Consider the following 18,114-nt stretch of genomic DNA (forward strand, 5'->3'; position numbering starts at 1 on the left):
ACAAGAAACGGCAGATTACGCCAAAGGAGACAGCCATGTACAAAAAGATCATCGTACCGGTAGACCTCAGCGTCACCGACAAGGGTGAAAAAATCCTCGCCAAAGCCAAGGCGCTGCTGGATGCCGATGGCGAGATCGTCCTCATCAACGTGGTTGAGGAACTGCCCGGCTACATGGCGATCGACCTGCCCGTCGACCTCATTGAAAATGCCATCAAGGACGCCAAGTCGAAGCTTTCTGACTTGAAGGCCAAGGTCGGTTTCAACGGCAGCCAGGAAATCCGCAGCGGCGCGCCCGCGCGTGAAATCATCGCCGCTGCCGAAGAGCACAAAGCGGACCTCATCATCATCGCGTCGCATACGCCGGACTTTACCAATTATTTCATCGGCGCCACGGCCGACCGCGTGGTGCGCCACGCCAAGTGCTCGGTGCTGATCGACCGCTAAAGTGAGTTGAAATCTTGGGGTTGCGGGCGATTTTCGCCCGCACCGGCTGGAGGAAAAGACTATGAATGTCGAAAGTTATGAGAAAATCCTGCGAGACCGCCAGCGCGAGCTTTATCGCCGCCTGCACAAAATCGAGGCGGATTTCGAGCAGCCGCGCAATCCCGACGACGATGACCGCGCCATCGAGCGCAGCAATGACGAGGTGCTGGACGAACTGGGGCAGGTGGGGCAGGACGAACTGCGCGCCATCGACGCAGCACTCGACCGCATCGCAAACGGCACTTTCGGCATCTGCGTCAAATGCGGCAAACCGATTTCGGAAGACCGCCTGAAGGCCGTTCCCTATACGCCGTTCTGCCAGGAATGCGCTGCGGCGCTGTGAGGCGCGGCGTTGCCCCCTCGTTCCTTCTCCCCGGCGGGGAGAAGAACAAGCGGCACTCACTCGCTCCACGGTGATGGCTCTGGCTCGAGGCGACCCGCAACCTCTCCTTTCGCAACAACCCCGAACGCAATTTGATCGCCGTTAACCGGCTGCTGTCTTGTTCCTGTCTAATATTGTCTTCATGCTTGGTCGGAAGCACGCAGACGGGAATGGACCATGAGTGAGTTATGGCGGTTCGGGCGCCAGTATGATTTTCATGAGATCGTCGCCGATGGCATCGTCCACGGCGTCGGCATTGTGTTCGCGCTGATCGGCGCCACGGCGCTGATTTTTTATGCGACCGTCTGGGGCAGCCTCAGCGCCATCGCGGCCGCGTGGATTTACGGCCTCGGCCTTGTTGCCTGTCTTTCCGTCTCCTTCACCTACAATATCTGGCCGCACTCCAGAGTGAAGTGGTTCCTGCGCCGGCTCGATCATTCGGCGATCTTCATATTGATCGCCGCCACCTACACGCCTTTCCTGATGCGCGGCATCCACGATCCGCTGATCGCCACCATGCTGGGGCTGATCTGGCTTGCCGCCATCTGCGGCATATTGCTGAAATGCCTTTTTCCCGGCCGTTATGATCGCGTCGCCATCGGCCTTTATCTTGCCATGGGCTGGAGCGGCATCATGGTGGTTGAGCCGCTCTCGTCGCATCTCGCCCCTGTCACGCTCTGGCTGATCGTTGCCGGCGGCGTCATCTATTCGCTGGGCGTGATTTTCCATGTCTGGGAAAAGCTGCGGTTCCAGAACGCCATCTGGCACGGTTTCGTCGTCGCTGCTGCCGTGGTGCATTATTTTGCCGTGGTCTCCTCTTTCAGCCTTGTTCCCCTGGCCTCCTGAAAAGTGACGTCGTGACGTGATTTCCCGAAATCGTGGGCACTGGACAGCTATACGCGTCATCGCCTAATGCTCGCCCGAAGATCGTGCCCGGGAGGGCGCGGTGACGGCAAATGAGGGCGAAGGATAATGAGCGTGGAACTGCGCGATGCGACCGTGGATGATCTCTCCGGCATCATGGAGATTTACAACGACGCGGTTCTGAATACGACGGCGATCTGGAACGAGGTGCTGGTCGATCTGGATAATCGCAAGGAATGGTTTTCCGCCCGAAAGTCACGCGGCTTTCCGGTCATCGTCGCGATCCTCGACGGCAAGGTTGCCGGCTACGCTTCCTATGGCGACTGGCGCGCCTTCGACGGCTATCGCCACACCCGCGAGCATTCGGTCTATGTCCACAAGGACGCCCGCGGCCACGGCATCGGTAAAAAGCTGATGCAGGCGCTGATCGACCATGCATCCGGCAATGACGTGCATGTGCTGATCGCCGCAATCGAATCGGAAAATCACGCCTCCATCCGCCTGCACGAAAGCCTGGGTTTCAGGGTCGTCGGCCGGTTTTCGGAAGTGGGCACCAAATTCGGCCGCTGGCTGGACCTGACCTGCATGGAGCTGAAGCTGAATTAGCAGCCTGGCCGGGATTTCTCTCAGGCCGGACGCCGGGCAAAGGCGAGCATGACGCCGAAGGCCATCATCATGGAGCCGCTGATCCGGTTCACGCGCTTCAGGGTGCGCGCATTGCGCATGAGACCGGACAGCCGCGAGCCGATAAAGGCATAAACGGTGATGGCCACCACCTCGAGCAGAAGGAAAATCACGCCGAGCGTGGCGAAACTCTGCCAATAGGCGTCCTTCTCGATGAATTGCGGGAAAAAGGCCGTGAAGATCAGGATAGCCTTCGGATTGCCGGAGGCGACGAAGAACTCCTGCCGCAGATAGGTCCTGAGAATGGTGCCGCCGCCCGAGGACACATCCGGAGCCGCGATATCCGCCCTGGAGCGGATGAGCTTGAAGCCGATCCACAGCAGGTAAGCAACGCCGATCCATTTAATCAGCGAAAACATCATCTCGGACGCCATCAAAAGCGCGCCTAGCCCCAGCGCGGCAATCGCGATCATGCCTGCGAAAGCAACCAGCCTGCCGCTTGCCGCCACCACCGCCGTGGCCATGCCGTATCGCGCACCGACCGTCATCGACAGGAGGTTATTGGGCCCGAACGCCATGTTCAGGGCAAAACAGGCGGGAATGAAAATGAGGATGGTTTCGAGTGCCATGGTGGTGATCCGGAAGGAGTGAGGTTGCGATAATCTCACTCTCCGCTCCGGCTGTCGAGACGGCCGCATCAGCAAAGAAGGCGGGTGAGGGCAGCCCGCCTTCTACGTGTCTTTTATCAGATCGGCTCGAACACCATCGAATGGCCGTTGATACAGTAACGCAGGCCTGTCGGCTTCGGGCCGTCGGGGAAGACATGGCCAAGATGGCCGCCGCAATTGGCGCAGCGGATTTCCGTGCGCACCATGCCGTAACTGGCGTCGCGGTGTTCCGTCACGGCGCCCGGCTTCACCGGCTCGAAATAGCTCGGCCAACCGCAGCCCGCGTCGAACTTCGTATCGGAGAGGAACAGCGGTTCGTCACAGGCGGCGCAGCGGTAGAGGCCTTTCTGGAACGTGTCCCAGTAGGGGCCGGTAAAGGCGCGCTCGGTGCCATGTTCACGCAGGATGTGATATTGCTCCGGCGTCAGCTGTTCGCGCCAGTCGGCATCGCTCTTGTTCACTTTGGGGGGTGTCAGATCGCTCATGGAATGATCCTTTCTATTCCTGCCAGAAATAGTCATCGTCGTTGCCGATTGAAAGAGGGTACGTCCCATAACAAGTCCGTTATGGCAGGGATCGGGAGTCGATTTGGGTTGAGAAGGCGGTTCCTATGCCTTAACTGAAAAAATCGATTTGAAAGAAGAACGCCATTCATTGGCGCGCAGGGGTGGGGGACACCCCGGGAGATGTGAATGACATCAGATGTCACGCCGCTGACATTCCTGTCGCTGTTTCTGCCGTTTCTGGCAGCGCTCGCCGCGCCGGCGCTTGTGAAAAGGTTCGGTCACAATGCCGCGTGGATCCTGGCGCTTGCGCCGGGGCTGGCATTTGTCCATTTCGCCCTGATGCTGCCTGAAATCGCGGCGGGTGGCGTTATCACCGGCGGTTATGCCTGGGTTCCGAGCTTCAACCTCAGCTTTTCCTGGTTCATCGACGGCCTGTCGCTGACATTTGCCCTTCTCATCACCGGCATCGGCCTGCTGATCGTGCTTTACGCCGGCGGTTACATGAAGGGACATCCACAGCAGGGCCGTTTCCTGTCTTTCCTGCTCCTGTTCATGGGGGCGATGCTTGGCGTCGTCGTCTCCGACAGCCTGCTGATGCTGTTCGTTTTCTGGGAACTGACCTCCATCACCTCCTTCCTGCTGATCGGTTTTGACCATGAGCGCGCGGCCTCGCGCCGCGCTGCGCTGCAGGCGCTGGTGGTGACGGGCGGCGGCGGTCTGCTGCTGCTCGCCGGGCTGATTTTCATCTGGGACATCAGCGGCATGACGCAATTGTCCATGCTGGTGCGCGGCGGCGACATATTGCGCGACAGCCCGTTTTATCTCGCCGCGCTGCTTCTGGTTCTTGGCGGCGCCTTTACCAAATCGGCGCAGTTTCCCTTCCATTTCTGGCTGCCCAACGCCATGGAAGCGCCGACACCTGTTTCCGCCTATCTGCATTCGGCAACCATGGTGAAGGCCGGCGTCTATCTTTTGATGCGTCTCAATCCGGTTCTCGGCGATACCGCCGCCTGGCAGATATTGCTGCCCTTCTTCGGTGGCCTGACCATGCTGACGGGCGCGCTGCTTGCCGTGCGCCAGACCGACCTGAAGCTGATGCTGGCTTATACCACGGTCTCATCGCTCGGCCTGCTGGTCATGCTCACCGGCTTCGGCTCGGATCATGCCATTGAGGCGGCGGTGCTTTATCTGGTGGCGCATTCGCTGTTCAAGGGCGCGCTGTTCATGGTCGCCGGCATCATCGACCATGAGACCGGCACCCGCGACGTGACGAAGCTCGGCGGCCTGCGAAAAGCCATGCCGATCACCTTTGCGGCAGCGCTGGCGGCTGCGATTTCCATGGCCGGCCTGCCACCCTTCTTCGGTTTTCTCGCCAAGGAAGAGATTTATTATGCGCTGGCGCATGGCAATCCGCGCGCCGTGCTGTTCACCGGCATCGCCATTCTCGGCAATGCGCTGATGTTTGCCGTGGCCTTCGCCGTGGCGCTGAAACCGTTCCTCGGCAAGCCGTTGAAAACCTCGAAACATGCCCATGAGGGGCCGCTTCTGCTCTGGCTCGGCCCGGCGCTGCTGGCGGTGAAGGGGCTGACCATCGCTCTCTTCTCCGGTATCGCGCATTTCTATATTTCGACGCCCATGGCAAGCGCGGTCGCGGGTGAGGCCCGCCCGGTGGAAATCTCGCTCATTCCCCATATCGGCGTGCCGCTCGGCCTGTCGCTGCTGACGATCGCGCTCGGCATCGTCCTCTATACGCGGCTTGTCGCCCTTCGCAGTCTGATGGACCGCACGTTCAGGGCGCTGGGGGCGGGGCCGGACAGGGGGTTCGATGTCTTCATCGAAGCGCTGGTGAAAATCTCGTTCCATGTGGCGAGGCTCATCCAGCCCGGCAGGCTGGAATTTTATGTCACCGCCACTTTCGCCGTCATCGCCGCCGTGCTGCTGGCGCCACTATTTCTTTATGGCGAGCTTCCGTCAGTACCGGCATGGCCGCACGATGTTCAGATCCATGAGCTGACCTTCATCGCCATCGCCGTGGCAGGCCTCATGGCGGTGCTGACCGCCTCCAGCCGGCTCACCGCCATCATTGCGCTCGGCATTCAGGGTTTTGCCGTGGCGGTCATCTTCCTGCTGTTCGGCGCGCCGGATCTTTCCTTCACGCAGTTCATGGTCGAGACGCTGTCGGTGGTCATCCTGACGCTGGTGATGACGCGGCTTCGACTGTCGCCGTCGGATCATCGCGGCCTTGGCCAGAAGCTGCTGGACAGCACCATCGCCATTGCCTGCGGAACCGGCTTCGCTTTGTTCCTGATGCGGGCGACGGAGGCGAGTTTCGACAATCGTCTGACCGATTTCTACAACACCTATTCCAAGGTCATCGCCCACGGCGCCAATGTCGTGAACGTCATCATCGTCGATTTCCGCGGCACGGATACGCTCGGCGAAATCGCTGTCGTGATGATCACGGGTCTCGCCATTCTCGCGCTCATCCGCATTCGCCCGGCCGCCGCCGTCAAGGGACCTGCCAAGACCGCTAAGAAGAAGGGAGCGCGGGCATGAACACGCTTATCCTGCGCACCGTCGCCCCCGTCGTCACCAGCCTCATGGTGCTGTTTTCCATTTTCGTGCTGCTGCGCGGCCATAACGAACCGGGCGGCGGGTTCATCGGCGGGCTGATTGCGGTCTCGGCGCTGGCAATCTATGGCATCGCTTATGGTGTGGCGGCAGTCCGCCGCGCCATCGTGTTTCATCCGCTCTCCATTGCCGGGGCAGGGCTGCTGATGGCGATGCTGTCCGGCATCGTGTCGATTGCCGCAGGCGTGCCCTTCATGACCGGGCTCTGGGTCTATCCAAGCCTGTTCGGCGTCGAGTTGCCGCTCTCCACCGTCATGTCCTTCGATATCGGCGTCTACCTCGTCGTGGTCGGCGCCATCACCTCCATTGCCTTGGCACTGGAAGAAAGGGAAAGCGACTGATGGAAGCGGTTTTCTCCATTCTCGTCGGCATCTTCTTTTCGGTGGCGATCTATCTCATGCTGTCGCGCCACAGCATCCGTATGCTGCTGGGCATCGCCATTCTCGGCAATGCGGTCAATCTTTTGCTGTTTACGGCGGGCCGGTTGACGCGTGAAGTGCCGCCGATCATTCCGGCCGGCATGGACACGCTGCCGGCGGGCGCCGCCAATCCACTGCCGCAGGCGCTGATCCTGACGGCAATCGTCATTTCCTTTTCCTTCTTCTGTTTTCTTCTGGTGCTGACCTGGCGCGCGTTCCAGGAATTGCAGACCGACGACACCGACGAAATGCGTACCGCAGAACCCGCAGGCGAGCCTTTGCCGCCGCTCGGTTATTGAGCGGGGCGAGGCGTAGACACACATGGCTTCATCCACCACATCAGCAGTTTCCGATCTTTCCGCAGCGCTCGTTGTCGCTCCCGTACCGCTGTCCGACTGGCTGATCATCCTCCCGGTCGCGCTGTGCATCGGCGCAGGCGCAATCCTGATGATGATGCGCCACGCCATCCGCCGGCATGCGGCAATTGCCATCACGGCGCTCGCCCTGCTGGTGATTCTCGATGCCGCCCTGTTGTGGAAGGTGGTGACGCAGGGACCGTTCACGATGGTCATGGGCCGCTGGCTGCCGCCCTTCGGCATCGCTTTCACCGCGGACCTCACCGGCGCTCTGCTGTCGCTTGCGGCGGCCATTGTGGCGCTTGCGGGCGCCATCCACGCCAGCGCCGATATTGACGCCAGCGGCAGGCGATATGGGTTTTATCCCTTCCTGATGCTGCTGATGGCGGGCGTCACCGGCGCGTTTCTCACCGGCGACCTCTTCAACCTCTATGTCTGGTTCGAGGTTCTGCTGATCTCCTCCTTCGGGCTGATCGTGCTCGGCTCGACGCGCGAGCAGATCGACGGCGCGCTGAAATATGCCATTCTGAACCTCATCGGCACGACGCTGTTCCTGATCACGGTCGGTTATCTCTATGCCATCTTCGGCACGCTCAACATGGCCGACATCGCGCTGAAGACGACCGACCTGCGCGGTACCGCGCCGCTGATGACGCTTGCCAGCCTCTTTACGCTTGCCTTCGCCATGAAAGCCGCGGCCTTTCCGGTGAATTTCTGGCTGCCCGCCTCCTATCACACGCCACGCATCGTCGTTTCCGCCCTGTTCGGTGGCTTGCTCACCAAGGTCGGCATCTATTCGCTGCTGCGCGTCATGGTCATGCTGTTTCCGGTGGAGCGTGAGGAACTCAGCATCGTCATCGCCATCTCTGCGGCGCTCACGATGGTGCTGGGCGCCATGGGAGCGCTCGCGCAGAACGATATCCGCCGCATGCTCGGTTATGTCGTCATATCAGGTATCGGTTACATGATGGCCGGCATCGCCATCGGCACGCCCTCCGGCGTGTCAGGCGCGATCTTCTACGCCTTGCACTCCATGGTGCTGATGACGGCGCTTTATCTCGCCGCAGGCCATGCCGCCCGCCTTGGCGGCAGCTTCAGCATGCGTGCGCTCAGTGGCCTTTACCGGCAGGCTCCATGGTTTTCGGCGCTGGCGCTGGCGCTGTTTTTCGCCGGCTCCGGCCTGCCGCCCTTTTCCGGTTTCTGGCCGAAGGCGGTGCTCGTCAAATCGGCGATCGATATCGGCGCATGGTGGCTCGCCGCTGCCATTCTTGCCTCCGGCTTCATTGCCACCATCGCCTTCGGGCGGGTCTTCCTTCTGTGCTTCTGGCGTCCGGTAACGGTCTCGCCCGGCCAGTCTCCCGCAGCACCCGTGTCGCCTCCGGCGGCACCGTCGCTCGTGCCGCTGGTGGGCCTCACCGCGCTGGTGGTGGTCTTTGGCCTGTTTCCGGAAAGCCTGCTCAATCTCAGCCAGCAGGCGGCGGCCGGGCTTGGTGATCCGCAGGCCTATATCCAGTCGGTCTTTTCCAGGGGGGGCAGACCATGAGCCTCTATATCGTGCAGCTGCTTTTTGTCGCCGTCTGGCTTGCCGTGAGCGGCAGCGTCTCGGTGGCGAATATTGTCTTCGCACTCATCGTTTCGACACTGGCGCTCGGCCTTATCCGCCACCAGCTTCCCGGCGGTGATAATCACTGGCTGCGTCTCACCCGGGTGCTGTCGCTCGTACTCCTGTTCTTCAAGGAGCTGGCGCTATCCGCCTGGAAGGTTGCGGTGCTGGTGACGCGGCCGAAACTTGACGTCAAGCCCGGCATCTTCGCCTATCCGCTGACGGTGACCACGGATTTCCAGATCACATTGCTTGCCAACCTCATCACGCTGACCCCCGGCACGCTGTCGGTCGATGTCTCGGCCGACAGGAAAACGCTCTACGTCCACGCAATCGATTGCAGCGATATCGAAGCCACAAAGAACGACATCAGAAATGGCTTCGAAAAAAAGATCATGGAGGCGTTTCAGGGATGACGCCGGAACTAATAGTTTCATTTGCAACTATACTTGCGTCGGTTGTACTGTCGGTCGCCTTTTTGCTGACAGTATATCGGGTTGTCGCAGGTCCGACCTTGCCGGACCGGATCGTTGCGCTCGACATGCTGGTCGGTATCGCCATCGGCTTCATCGCGGTCATCGCCATCCGCACCGGCTTCAACCTCTATGTCGATATTGCCATTGCACTCGGCCTCGTCGGCTTCCTGGCCACGGTCGCCTTTGCCCGTTTCGTGCTGTCGCGCGGGCCGGATGGCACGCGACGGTCGAAGGCGGTGCTGGATGGGGAGAAGGCATCGGAAGTTGTTGAAAAGCCAGTGAAATCAGGACGGAATTCCGAAAAGGGAAGGGGTGGGCGATGATGGGCTGGATCGTGGCTATTCTTGTTGCGGCGCTGACTGTCTCGGGAGCGGCGTTCTCGCTGATCGCGGCGATAGGGATCAATCGTCTGCCGGATGTTTATACCCGTATGCATGCGGCTTCAAAGGCGGGCACGGTCGGGTCGGGCCTGCTTCTTCTCGCTGTCGGCATTCACTCCATGGAAATATCGACCCTCGCCCGGGCGCTGGCCGGTTTCTTCTTTTTTGTCCTGACCGCGCCGGTCTCGGCACATCTTCTTGCAATGGCCGCGCACAAGGCAGGTTATCTACTGGATGTTAAATCGGTAGTTGATGACTTGAAGAAAATTTGAAGTTGAATTACCCCCAAAATAACGGGGGTATCCATTTTTCATTACTACTTGGCATAGTATTTTATCACCCGTGATTTTTTGTATTGGAATTAGACTGTTTTGAACTGAAAAATTCACAATAGGAATTTGACTTTTGCTGTTTTGCTGTTATCCCAATTAAGTGTAAAGTTGCTAATCGCGATTTGCATCTAGCCTCTTCATAGTCGGCATAGGCATTTTATTAATGTCTAATCTATGGCCCATCGGGCCATTGCTGCCCATGTCGCGGGCCGTAAGTTGAATCTCGGATCAATTCGTTTCCGGTTTTCGCTTGAAATCTAGGGGTAGATTTCATGTTGGTTTCAACAGGGCGAAGGTGGGGCACCGGGTAACTTCACATCGCTCGATGCGGCGTTCGCCCGCGTCTGGGGATCAATAAACAGGAGATACTTAAATGACGGAAACTGCATACGGTAACGCCCAGGATCTGCTGGTCGAACTGACGGCGGATATTGTGGCTGCCTATGTTAGCAACCACGTCGTTCCGGTAACAGAGCTTCCCGGCCTTATTTCGGATGTTCACACGGCACTCAGCGGAACATCGGCACCGGCATCGGTGGCGGTCAATGTTGAGAAGCAGAAACCTGCCGTCTCCGTTCGCAAATCTGTACAGGACGATCACATCGTCTGTTTGGAATGCGGCGGCTCGTTCAAGTCGCTCAAGCGCCACCTGACGACGCATCACAGCATGACGCCGGAAGAATACCGCGAAAAATGGGACCTGCCGGTCGACTATCCCATGGTTGCGCCCGCCTATGCCGAAGCCCGTTCGCGGCTTGCCAAGGAAATGGGTCTCGGCCAGCGCCGCAAGGCCAGCCGCTGATTTTTCTAAGGCGGACCGGCCACCTCTTCTCCCCGCCGGGGAGACGGTGGCCCGAAGGGTCGGATGAGGGGGGCAATGCCAGCGATAAATCGCACGCTTGCCCTCCTTATCCCGCTGCCGCGACCTTCTCCCCGGCGGGGAAACGGCGGCAAACGAAACGCGGTCGTTCCATATGCAGCCTTGAAACCAGGCGTGGCCTCAAAGGCCCTGACGCGCGGGAAGTAGCTGCTCCCTTCATGAAAATGTCCCAGCCGGTCCTTTGACCGGCTTTTTTATTGCCGCGCTTTTTGTCGATAGAGGAAAAAAATCCTTGATCGGAGCCGGCTCTTTCTCAAAAATAAAGCGAAATCAATCTCGTATTTTTCCCCGTCAAATTTGCACTTCCCCATAATCATTTCCGGGTGTATGAATTAATTCCTATTCGTAAAGGAGTTGCATATGCCGTCGGATATCTCGTCTTTGCCTCCCCCAGCGCTGCCCCACCCAAAGGCAGCTGATCGCCATCTTCGCAACTGGTCGCCTGCGGCCGGGCGTGATGAGATTTCGCGCATCTGCCGGCTGGTTCGCCAGCTGACAGGCGAAATGGTCCAGCTGATCGGCGATCGCCTGGCTGCTCGCCGCGACAGGCGGCGCAGCGAATGCCATATTCGCCAGATAGCCATGTATGTGTGCCATGTGCAGCTTGGCATTCCCATGTCGGATATCGGCGTCTGTTTCGGCAGGGACAGAACGACGGTGGGCCATGCCTGCCAGGTGGTGGAGGACCGGCGCGACGAACCGGCTTTCGACGAATTTGTCGCCACGCTCGAGCGGCTCGCCGGCAGCATTTTCAGCGTGATGAGGGGTGGCCGCGATGAGTGAGGCGAAAACCGCGCCCGCCGCCGGCCGCAATCCTGTCCTCCTGCGATTATTGCGTTTTATCGCGGCGGGCACGGCTGAGATTTCGCAGGATGGCGGCGATATGGTCTTGCGGCGACCCGCGGCTGGAAAGGAGCGGGCATCGCGGTTTCCGATTGGAATCGTCCGGTTTGCCGTCTCCTCCGGGCTGGTCGACAGGCAGGGAAATACGCTTTCCGCCGCACCGCCGCTTGCCGCCTATCTGAAACGTGCGATCGCAAAGGATCGCGACGAGATTTTTCATGAGCAGCACCGGGACGTGCAGGCTGTGGTGGTGGATGTCGGTGAAGGCAGGCAGTCGGCTCGGCGCAACCTCAATACGTCTCCACTGACCGGCCTTTCGCGCCTCAAGGAGCGCGACGGCTCGGCCTTTTTTACCGGCGATGCCTTGCAGGCCGGCGAACGTCTCGCCGCCGATTTTCACCGGGCGCATCTCAACCCCAGGGTCACGGCGACATGGGAGCCGAGAATTGCGAGCCGCACCAAGGGGGAGGCGGGTGGCGCGCTCGATCTTACCGAGGCGGCGATGGCGGCACGAACACGGTTTTCCCACGCCGCCGACGCGATGGGGCCTGAATTGTCCGGCGTCGCCATCGATATTTGCTGTTTCGAAAAGGGGCTGGAAACGGTGGAGCGGGAGCGGCAATGGCCGGCGCGTTCGGCAAAACTCATGTTGCGTGCAGCCCTGCTGTCGCTTGCCCGGCATTATGCGCCCCGGCCGCAGGGCACCAGAAGGACAAGCCACCATTGGGGCGATGAGGATTATCGCCCTTCGATGACGGCAATGGTGGTGACGGGGTGAGGGGTCAGGCGGCGAGCAGCCGGGCTTCCTCGCGTATACGCTTGACCATGGAGCGTAGACCGTTTGCCCGCTGCGCGGAGAGATGCTCCACCAGCCCGATTTTGTCGAATACCTCGATGGCGTCGAGGCCGGCGATCTCGGAGGCCTTCTTGCCGGAATAGACGGCAAGAACAATCGCGACGAGGCCGCGCACGATATGCGCGTCGGAATCGCCTTCGAAACTCATCAGCGGGTCTTCCGCGCCATCGCTGTGACTGACGAGCCAGACCTGACTTGCGCAGCCCTGCACCTTGTTTTCGGCGGTACGCTTGTCTTCCGGCAGATCGGGCAGCGCCTTGCCGAGTTCGATGACATAACGATAGCGATCCTCCCAGTCGTCAAGGAAGGCGAAATCGTCAAGGATCGTGTCGAGAGAGGCCATTTGCGCGCCGTATCGTCCGTTATTGCATGTCTTTGCTACGATATAGGGGAAGTGCGGACGGTTTTGAACCATGGATAAAGAAAAAGCCCACGGAAAACGGGTTTCCGTGGGCAAGTCAGGCAGGCAGTCACGCAGACGGACATATCCGGCTGCAAGATCAGGGCGGCGCGGCGATACGCGGCCGCGCAAAAATATCAGGGAACGGGGCGCTTCTGCGGCAGGGGAATGATGGTGCCGGTCTTAAGCGTGTCGGCATTCCCAGGGAATTCGACGCTGATTGCGGGCGCTTCGGCCAGTTTTTCGCTCTCGCTGGCAAGCTCGGCTGCGGGAGCGGTCTTGTCACCGCTGGCAAGCTGCGCGTCGAGCAATTCATAGGCAACCTTGGCGCCTTCCTTTGCGCGTTCGCCAAGTGCGTGGAAGGTTTCTGCGCCCTTGACGCAGACATCGGGCTTTTCGATGCAGATGGCGCTGACATAACGATAGGCTTCACCGGCTGCCGAAACGGCGCTGGGAAGATCGAATGCCGAAGGTTCCTTGGCGGGATCGTTGTAGCTGCCGAAATAGGACAGCGCCACCAGCACCAGCGAAAACCAGAATGTTCCTTTGATCAGAAACCACATTGTCAGACTACCCTGCCAGATGATCTTGTTTTGAAGCCCCGCCCGTTTTGGGTCATCGGCCTTTGTCCCGTTTCCCGGGCTTGAGGAGAAGCTACAGGTGACCGGCGAACAGCCGATTGCAAAAAGCCGCGCAATTTAATTCAAATTGTATCTATTCTCCTCGTATCGGCACGCGGGCCGCCAATTCATTCGCATTTTAACAGTCCATGTTAAGCATAATTGCGACAGAGACCGCCTGTTCCGGGGCAAAGCGGCCGCCCGCTTTGCCACAAAGGTTAACACGATGGCAAAAATGAAGCGAAATCCGTCGCTTACCCGTCATTAACCATGATTGGCAAAGCTTCGAATAAATGCCCCGTAATGGGACTGCGGCGCATTTCGCAGGCCTTTGGCGTCATTCTTTTTATCCATTCCTTAAGCCGCCGCCTTCTATTGTCGGAGCCGTTAGATCCGCCTCAGGGATTCGGTATTGGTATTGCGTAATATGAGAGAAAAAGCGGTCGCACTGGTCGACCATGCAGCGGGCAGATGGCTCGCGCGCATGGAAGAGGACGCCGAAAGGCGTGCCGGAACCGTTGCGCGCCTGCGCCGGCTGATTGCCTTCGGTGCTGTCGGCCTTGTTGTTGTGCCCGCCCTCTTCAGCCTTGTCTTCAGCCCCGCCATTGCTCTGCCCATCGGTGCCGCACTGGTGCTGGCGCTGTTCCTGTCGGCCGCCGCCCTGTCGATCGCCTTTTCCCGCCCCGTGCGTGGCGTGGCGTCCTTTTCCGCTCCTGCCGGTAGCGATGACCTCATCGCGGCCTCGCAAGTGCCGGGCCTCGTGCTCACCATCAATGAAAACGGCCTCGTCGAACGTGTTTCCGGGCGCGACCTCGACAGGTTTCCGGCTGATCTCCAGGCCTGCAAGGGCCATGTCTTTGCCGAACATGTCTATGTTTCGGACCGTCTGGAACTGATGCAGGCTTTCGACCTTCTGCGGCAGGGCGAGGACAGGGCCAGCGCTGAACTCCGGTTCGAAACCGGCGCGAAATCGCGCCAGGCGCAGTTCATGCATGCACGCATCGAGATGACGGCGATCCGCAGCGCGGCCGGCCGGCTGCGTCGGGTCGTCGCCCAGCTCTCCGATGTCACTGAGATGGAGCTGCTGCGCCGCGATGTCGCCCGCAAGGCGGCCGAGGCGGAATCGGCCAATGACGCCAAGTCGCGTTTTCTCGCCGCCGTCAGCCATGAGCTGCGCACGCCGCTCAATGCCGTCCTCGGCTTTTCCGATATTCTCGCCGGCGAATATTTTGGCAGGCTGGAAAACGACCGCCAGCGGGAATATGTCGGCTTGATCCGCCAGTCCGGCGCGCATCTCCTGTCGGTGGTCAACACCATGCTGGATATGAGCAAGCTGGAGGCCGGCCGTTACGAATTGCTGATGGAAAGCTTCCCAATTGCCGAGACCATCTCGTCCTGCGAAGCCATGCTCGGCCTGCAGGCGAAGGAAAAAGGCCTGACTTTGACGAGCCGCATCCAGCGCGGCATCGGTGAAATTTCAGCTGATCAGCGCGCCATCCGCCAGGTTCTCATCAATCTGGCCGGCAATGCCATAAAATTCACCGATGCGGGTGGTGTGGTATCGATCGATGCGGCGCGTGAAGGCCGGATGCTGAAATTGACGGTCAGCGATACCGGCATCGGCATCGCCTCCGACAAGATTGACCTTCTGGGCCAGCCTTTCATGCAGGTTCAGAACGAATATACCCGTCGCTATGAGGGCACGGGTCTGGGATTGTCCCTGGTCAAGGGCCTTGTGGCACTGCATGGCGGCACTTTCGCCATCGCCAGCAAGCCGGGCGAGGGGACAGTCGTAACGATCATGTTGCCTGCCGACGGTTCCGGCATGGCAGGTGGCGAAAACGCTGAAACCGAAAGCATGGTGGAATTCCCGCCGCGCATCAGGCAATTCGGCGAAATGGCCGCGATTATGAAGAAGGATGGTGACGATGGCCCCGCGAAAGCGAAAATCGCCTAAGAAAACAACGGCCCAGATCGGAGCCGGGCTTGTTTCCTTGGTGGTTTCGGCCATCGGGCGCGAAGTCCTGCGACATCCGAAGCTGGTGGGCGGCTCGGGCGCCTTCGCCGTTGTCTTTGGTTTTGTCGCCGCCAATGCGCTCTGGTATCAGCCGGGCGTGCATCCGTCGCCTTTCCTGCGCACGCGGGATGCGGAAAACCCGAACGGCATTGCCGGTTATCGCCCGGCAGAGCCGCTCGGCACCCACGGCAACGTCACCACCTTTCGCATAGAGCGGCCGGCCGAGACGGAAGCGACGCAGCAACCGGCCGCCGAGACTGCGGCGCTGCCGCCAGCCGAAAGCCAGAAGCCGCAGCAGATCGTTGCCGATATTCAGGGCGAACTGAAAAAACGCGGACTTTACGAAGGCGATGCGGATGGCCGCATGGGGCCGAAGACCGCCGCCGCCATCATGTTCTTCGAAGAAACGCTCGGTATGGAGCAGACCGGCGAGCCGACGACGCGGGTACTCGCAGCCCTCAGGATCGATGGCGCCACGGTTGCCGCAATTCCAAAGGACCGGCCGTCCGACACCAACACTGGCGGCGGAGTGGAAATCGACCCGGTCGCCGCCGCCATCCGCAAGGCGGAAAAGCCGCAGGTAAAGGCCGAACCAGCCTCCCTCAACAGCGCGGCTGCCGGCGCCAAACCCGTAAACAGCGCGCTGATCGCCAAGATCCAGCAGGGGCTGATCAATATCGCCTATGCCGACGTGAAGGTGGACGGCGTGGCCGGCCAGCAGACCCGCAACGCCATTCGCGCCTTTGAAAAACACTATCGCCTGCCGGAAACCGGCGAGCCGAGCGAGGCCGTGTTGAAGAAGCTGAAGTCGATCGGGGCGATTTAGAGGGTTAGGATCGACGTTGCGGCAGGGTCGACGCATGCCGTGTTTTGTGGCACATCCACTTCCGTCATTCCGGCCTTGAGCCGGAATCCAGCCAGCCCAAGTCCTTGGGCTGAAAGGAGTCTTTCCGTCGCGCAGACGCGCGTCGGCTGGATTCCGGCTCAAGGCCGGAATGACGGAAGTGGATGCCTGTATCGCCTCAATAAAGCCGTTGCCTATCTGAAAGCACATCCATGCGCCTCAAATCCGAAATCTTCGTCTCAGCCCTCATCCGCCGCGTTTTTGCCGCCGGCGGATTTGCCGCTGTCGAAAAAAAAGGGGCGGAGGATGCAGGTGCGATCTTTATCCGCCAGCGCTTTCGCGATGGCCGTGAAAACCTCTATGGACCGGCCCCGCAAAGTTTCGCCGATGACGAGGAAATTCGCACTGAGCGCCGTTTCGAAACACGGCTAGCGGATGTTGAGGGGGAGGAGGCCGCCGCCCTTCTGGAGAAGGAGCGCCGGTTCGACAGCGATCTGTGGATCGTCGAAATCGAAACCGATGAAATCGGCGCTCTCCTGACGCTGGTCGATCAGGTCTAGGCCAGCTTAACCCAGCGTTCCGGTTCTTTGAGTAGCCGGTGCGCTGCGGCCCGGCCGTTCGCGGCCATGGGTATAGCTGTCGGCCCTGCGCCAGCTTTCCACCCGCTCTTCGCATTCCACGGTATCGAGACGGTCGAGCAGGGCTTCGGCGCGGCTCATGTCGCCTTCGGTGGCGGCAAGATGCGGGTAGAAACATTGCAGGATGAAGGCGGCTTCGGAAAACTCCATGCCGAGCCCGATCAGCGTGGTGGCAAGCTGCGCGCCTGATATATCGAGCATGATGCGCTCCGACAGCCAGAGGCTGGACGATAGCGAATCCGCCAGCGCCACCGCAAATTGCCGGGCATTGCGCTCACGGGCAAACCGCACCAGCAGGGCCTCCTGCACGTCGCTCAGGCGGCGCAGACCAAGAACGTCGTTTTCCGGACGGTTGAGATGATGCGCCATCTGTTTGATGCGCTGGCGCATTTCCTCTTCGAGTGCGGATGCGGCCGCAATGCCTGCCGCTTCTTCCGCCACCTTCGTTTCTTCGGCGGCGACCGTCACCTGCGGGGCGGCGGCATTCGCTTCCTCGTCCGGCCGCTTCAGATCTTCGGCATGGCGAAGACCCACGAGCGCATCGATGACGGTGGGGGAGAGGTCGTCCCGGCGCACGATGGCGCGCGCATGGGCAGCGCCCTGGGTGCGGGCAATGGTTATCAGCGTTTCGTCATCAAGGCACTTCGAGGCAATGAGGAACGGGGCGGCGAGGGAAATCGGCTGGCAGGCGATGAAGAAGGCAACGGCTGAAGGCACGCTCGGATGCTGGGAAAGCGCGGCAATCGCCTCCCGCTTGGCCTCTTCGGTGGACGCGTTGAAAAGCGGCATGAAGAGTTCGGCGAACTGCCGAAGGTCCGTTTTTGACGGATGGGACACATTCTCGAAATTCGTCACGGTGGCCATCAGCACCACATCTTTCTTCCTCACGGCTCTTGGCCTCTCAAGTTCTCGAAACCGGTCGGTCAACGCACTACCCAACAAACGCAAACACAATATCGGCTCAAATTAGAGCAAATCCGTTGACGCCCTGTTAACTATGGGCGGTGGAAAGGGATATTCTGCCTCTATCAACAAGGAAATTTTAAAACCTTCATCGCGGAGAAAAACGCATGGAACCTTGTCGCATCGCCTTTGTTTTCAACGGATGCAGGGTTCTGGCGGATAAGTTGCCGCCAGGAGATTAAGGTTAACGGATCATTAACCTCTGTCTGTTTGTAATTTCATGGGCAGTATTAGGAATTCATGTTATTCTGAAGTCCGGAATAAGAGCCAAAATGGCATCGAGATGCCTGAATGTCCGCATAGTCCTTCGGTAAGACGCTTTCGGTT

The 18,114-nt window shown here is 59.8% G+C and carries 22 protein-coding genes; 17 read left to right on the forward strand and 5 right to left on the reverse strand.

Going from position 1 to position 18,114, the window contains the following annotated elements:
• Positions 1-35: 35 nt before the first annotated feature.
• The 4 genes from FY152_02795 to FY152_02810 all read left to right on the forward strand — a co-directional run bounded on the left by FY152_02795 (position 36) and on the right by FY152_02810 (position 2,337).
• A complete protein-coding gene (locus FY152_02795) occupies positions 36-446 on the forward strand; it encodes a universal stress protein (GenBank protein UXS31067.1) in 411 nt (136 codons plus the stop codon).
• Positions 447-507: 61 nt separating this feature from the next.
• Positions 508-828, forward strand: coding sequence for a TraR/DksA family transcriptional regulator (locus FY152_02800; GenBank protein ID UXS31068.1), 321 nt, complete (start codon positions 508-510; stop codon positions 826-828).
• Between the two features lie 216 nt (positions 829-1,044).
• Positions 1,045-1,713, forward strand: a complete 669-nt coding sequence (locus FY152_02805; GenBank protein UXS31069.1) for a hemolysin III family protein — start codon at positions 1,045-1,047, stop codon at positions 1,711-1,713.
• 126 nt (positions 1,714-1,839) lie between these two features.
• Entirely contained in the window at positions 1,840-2,337 is a 498-nt protein-coding gene (locus FY152_02810) for an N-acetyltransferase (protein ID UXS31070.1), read from the forward strand.
• A gap of 20 nt (positions 2,338-2,357) precedes the next feature.
• On the opposite strand, the gene FY152_02815 is transcribed toward FY152_02810, so the two are convergent.
• Both FY152_02815 and msrB read right to left on the reverse strand, forming a co-directional pair.
• Entirely contained in the window at positions 2,358-2,984 is a 627-nt protein-coding gene (locus FY152_02815) for a LysE family translocator (protein ID UXS31071.1), read from the reverse strand.
• 116 nt (positions 2,985-3,100) lie between these two features.
• Positions 3,101-3,508, reverse strand: a complete 408-nt coding sequence (gene msrB, locus FY152_02820) for a peptide-methionine (R)-S-oxide reductase MsrB (GenBank protein UXS31072.1) — start codon at positions 3,506-3,508, stop codon at positions 3,101-3,103.
• 207 nt (positions 3,509-3,715) lie between these two features.
• On the opposite strand from msrB, the gene FY152_02825 reads away from it, so the two are divergent.
• The 10 genes from FY152_02825 to FY152_02870 all read left to right on the forward strand — a co-directional run bounded on the left by FY152_02825 (position 3,716) and on the right by FY152_02870 (position 12,227).
• Complete coding sequence (locus FY152_02825) at positions 3,716-6,085, forward strand: putative monovalent cation/H+ antiporter subunit A (GenBank protein UXS31073.1); 2,370 nt, start codon at positions 3,716-3,718, stop codon at positions 6,083-6,085.
• Positions 6,082-6,501, forward strand: coding sequence for a Na+/H+ antiporter subunit B (locus tag FY152_02830; protein UXS31074.1), 420 nt, complete (start codon positions 6,082-6,084; stop codon positions 6,499-6,501). Before FY152_02825 ends, FY152_02830 begins: the two co-directional genes overlap by 4 nt.
• Positions 6,501-6,878, forward strand: a complete 378-nt coding sequence (locus FY152_02835; GenBank protein ID UXS31075.1) for a Na+/H+ antiporter subunit C — start codon at positions 6,501-6,503, stop codon at positions 6,876-6,878. The genes FY152_02830 and FY152_02835 overlap by 1 nt, the downstream gene beginning before the upstream one ends.
• A gap of 22 nt (positions 6,879-6,900) precedes the next feature.
• Positions 6,901-8,478: a Na+/H+ antiporter subunit D gene (locus FY152_02840; GenBank protein ID UXS31076.1), complete on the forward strand. Its 1,578-nt coding sequence runs from the start codon at positions 6,901-6,903 to the stop codon at positions 8,476-8,478.
• A complete protein-coding gene (locus FY152_02845) occupies positions 8,475-8,954 on the forward strand; it encodes a Na+/H+ antiporter subunit E (GenBank protein UXS31077.1) in 480 nt (159 codons plus the stop codon). The genes FY152_02840 and FY152_02845 overlap by 4 nt, the downstream gene beginning before the upstream one ends.
• Positions 8,951-9,337, forward strand: coding sequence for a cation:proton antiporter (locus tag FY152_02850; GenBank protein ID UXS31078.1), 387 nt, complete (start codon positions 8,951-8,953; stop codon positions 9,335-9,337). Before FY152_02845 ends, FY152_02850 begins: the two co-directional genes overlap by 4 nt.
• Positions 9,334-9,666 carry a Na+/H+ antiporter subunit G gene (locus FY152_02855; GenBank protein UXS31079.1) on the forward strand — a complete coding sequence of 111 codons (333 nt, stop codon included), beginning with the start codon at positions 9,334-9,336 and terminating at the stop codon, positions 9,664-9,666. Before FY152_02850 ends, FY152_02855 begins: the two co-directional genes overlap by 4 nt.
• 433 nt (positions 9,667-10,099) lie before the next feature.
• Entirely contained in the window at positions 10,100-10,528 is a 429-nt protein-coding gene (locus FY152_02860) for a MucR family transcriptional regulator (GenBank protein ID UXS31080.1), read from the forward strand.
• A gap of 438 nt (positions 10,529-10,966) precedes the next feature.
• The gene (locus FY152_02865; protein UXS31081.1) at positions 10,967-11,389 is read left to right on the forward strand and encodes a DNA replication protein; all 423 of its coding nucleotides are present in this window, start codon (positions 10,967-10,969) and stop codon (positions 11,387-11,389) included.
• On the forward strand, positions 11,382-12,227 hold the full coding sequence (locus FY152_02870) for a hypothetical protein (protein UXS31082.1): 846 nt from the start codon (positions 11,382-11,384) through the stop codon (positions 12,225-12,227). Before FY152_02865 ends, FY152_02870 begins: the two co-directional genes overlap by 8 nt.
• Positions 12,228-12,231: 4 nt before the next feature.
• On the opposite strand, the gene FY152_02875 is transcribed toward FY152_02870, so the two are convergent.
• Positions 12,232-12,648, reverse strand: a complete 417-nt coding sequence (locus FY152_02875; GenBank protein UXS31083.1) for a SufE family protein — start codon at positions 12,646-12,648, stop codon at positions 12,232-12,234.
• Between the two features lie 194 nt (positions 12,649-12,842).
• Positions 12,843-13,268 carry a DUF5330 domain-containing protein gene (locus FY152_02880; protein ID UXS31084.1) on the reverse strand — a complete coding sequence of 142 codons (426 nt, stop codon included), beginning with the start codon at positions 13,266-13,268 and terminating at the stop codon, positions 12,843-12,845.
• Positions 13,269-13,752: 484 nt separating this feature from the next.
• Between FY152_02880 and FY152_02885 the strand changes: the two genes are divergently transcribed.
• From FY152_02885 to FY152_02895, 3 genes are all read left to right on the forward strand, one after another.
• Positions 13,753-15,282, forward strand: coding sequence for a HAMP domain-containing histidine kinase (locus tag FY152_02885; protein ID UXS31085.1), 1,530 nt, complete (start codon positions 13,753-13,755; stop codon positions 15,280-15,282).
• Entirely contained in the window at positions 15,254-16,168 is a 915-nt protein-coding gene (locus FY152_02890) for a peptidoglycan-binding protein (protein ID UXS31086.1), read from the forward strand. Before FY152_02885 ends, FY152_02890 begins: the two co-directional genes overlap by 29 nt.
• A 230-nt stretch (positions 16,169-16,398) precedes the next feature.
• The gene (locus tag FY152_02895) at positions 16,399-16,746 is read left to right on the forward strand and encodes a DUF1491 family protein (protein ID UXS31087.1); all 348 of its coding nucleotides are present in this window, start codon (positions 16,399-16,401) and stop codon (positions 16,744-16,746) included.
• 6 nt (positions 16,747-16,752) lie between these two features.
• Here the strand turns inward: FY152_02895 and FY152_02900 are convergent, their stop codons facing one another.
• The gene (locus FY152_02900) at positions 16,753-17,697 is read right to left on the reverse strand and encodes a DUF2336 domain-containing protein (GenBank protein UXS33192.1); all 945 of its coding nucleotides are present in this window, start codon (positions 17,695-17,697) and stop codon (positions 16,753-16,755) included.
• Positions 17,698-18,114 lie beyond the last annotated feature (417 nt).

Source organism: Agrobacterium tumefaciens (assembly GCA_025560025.1).
Classification (GTDB): Bacteria; Pseudomonadota; Alphaproteobacteria; order Rhizobiales; family Rhizobiaceae; genus Agrobacterium.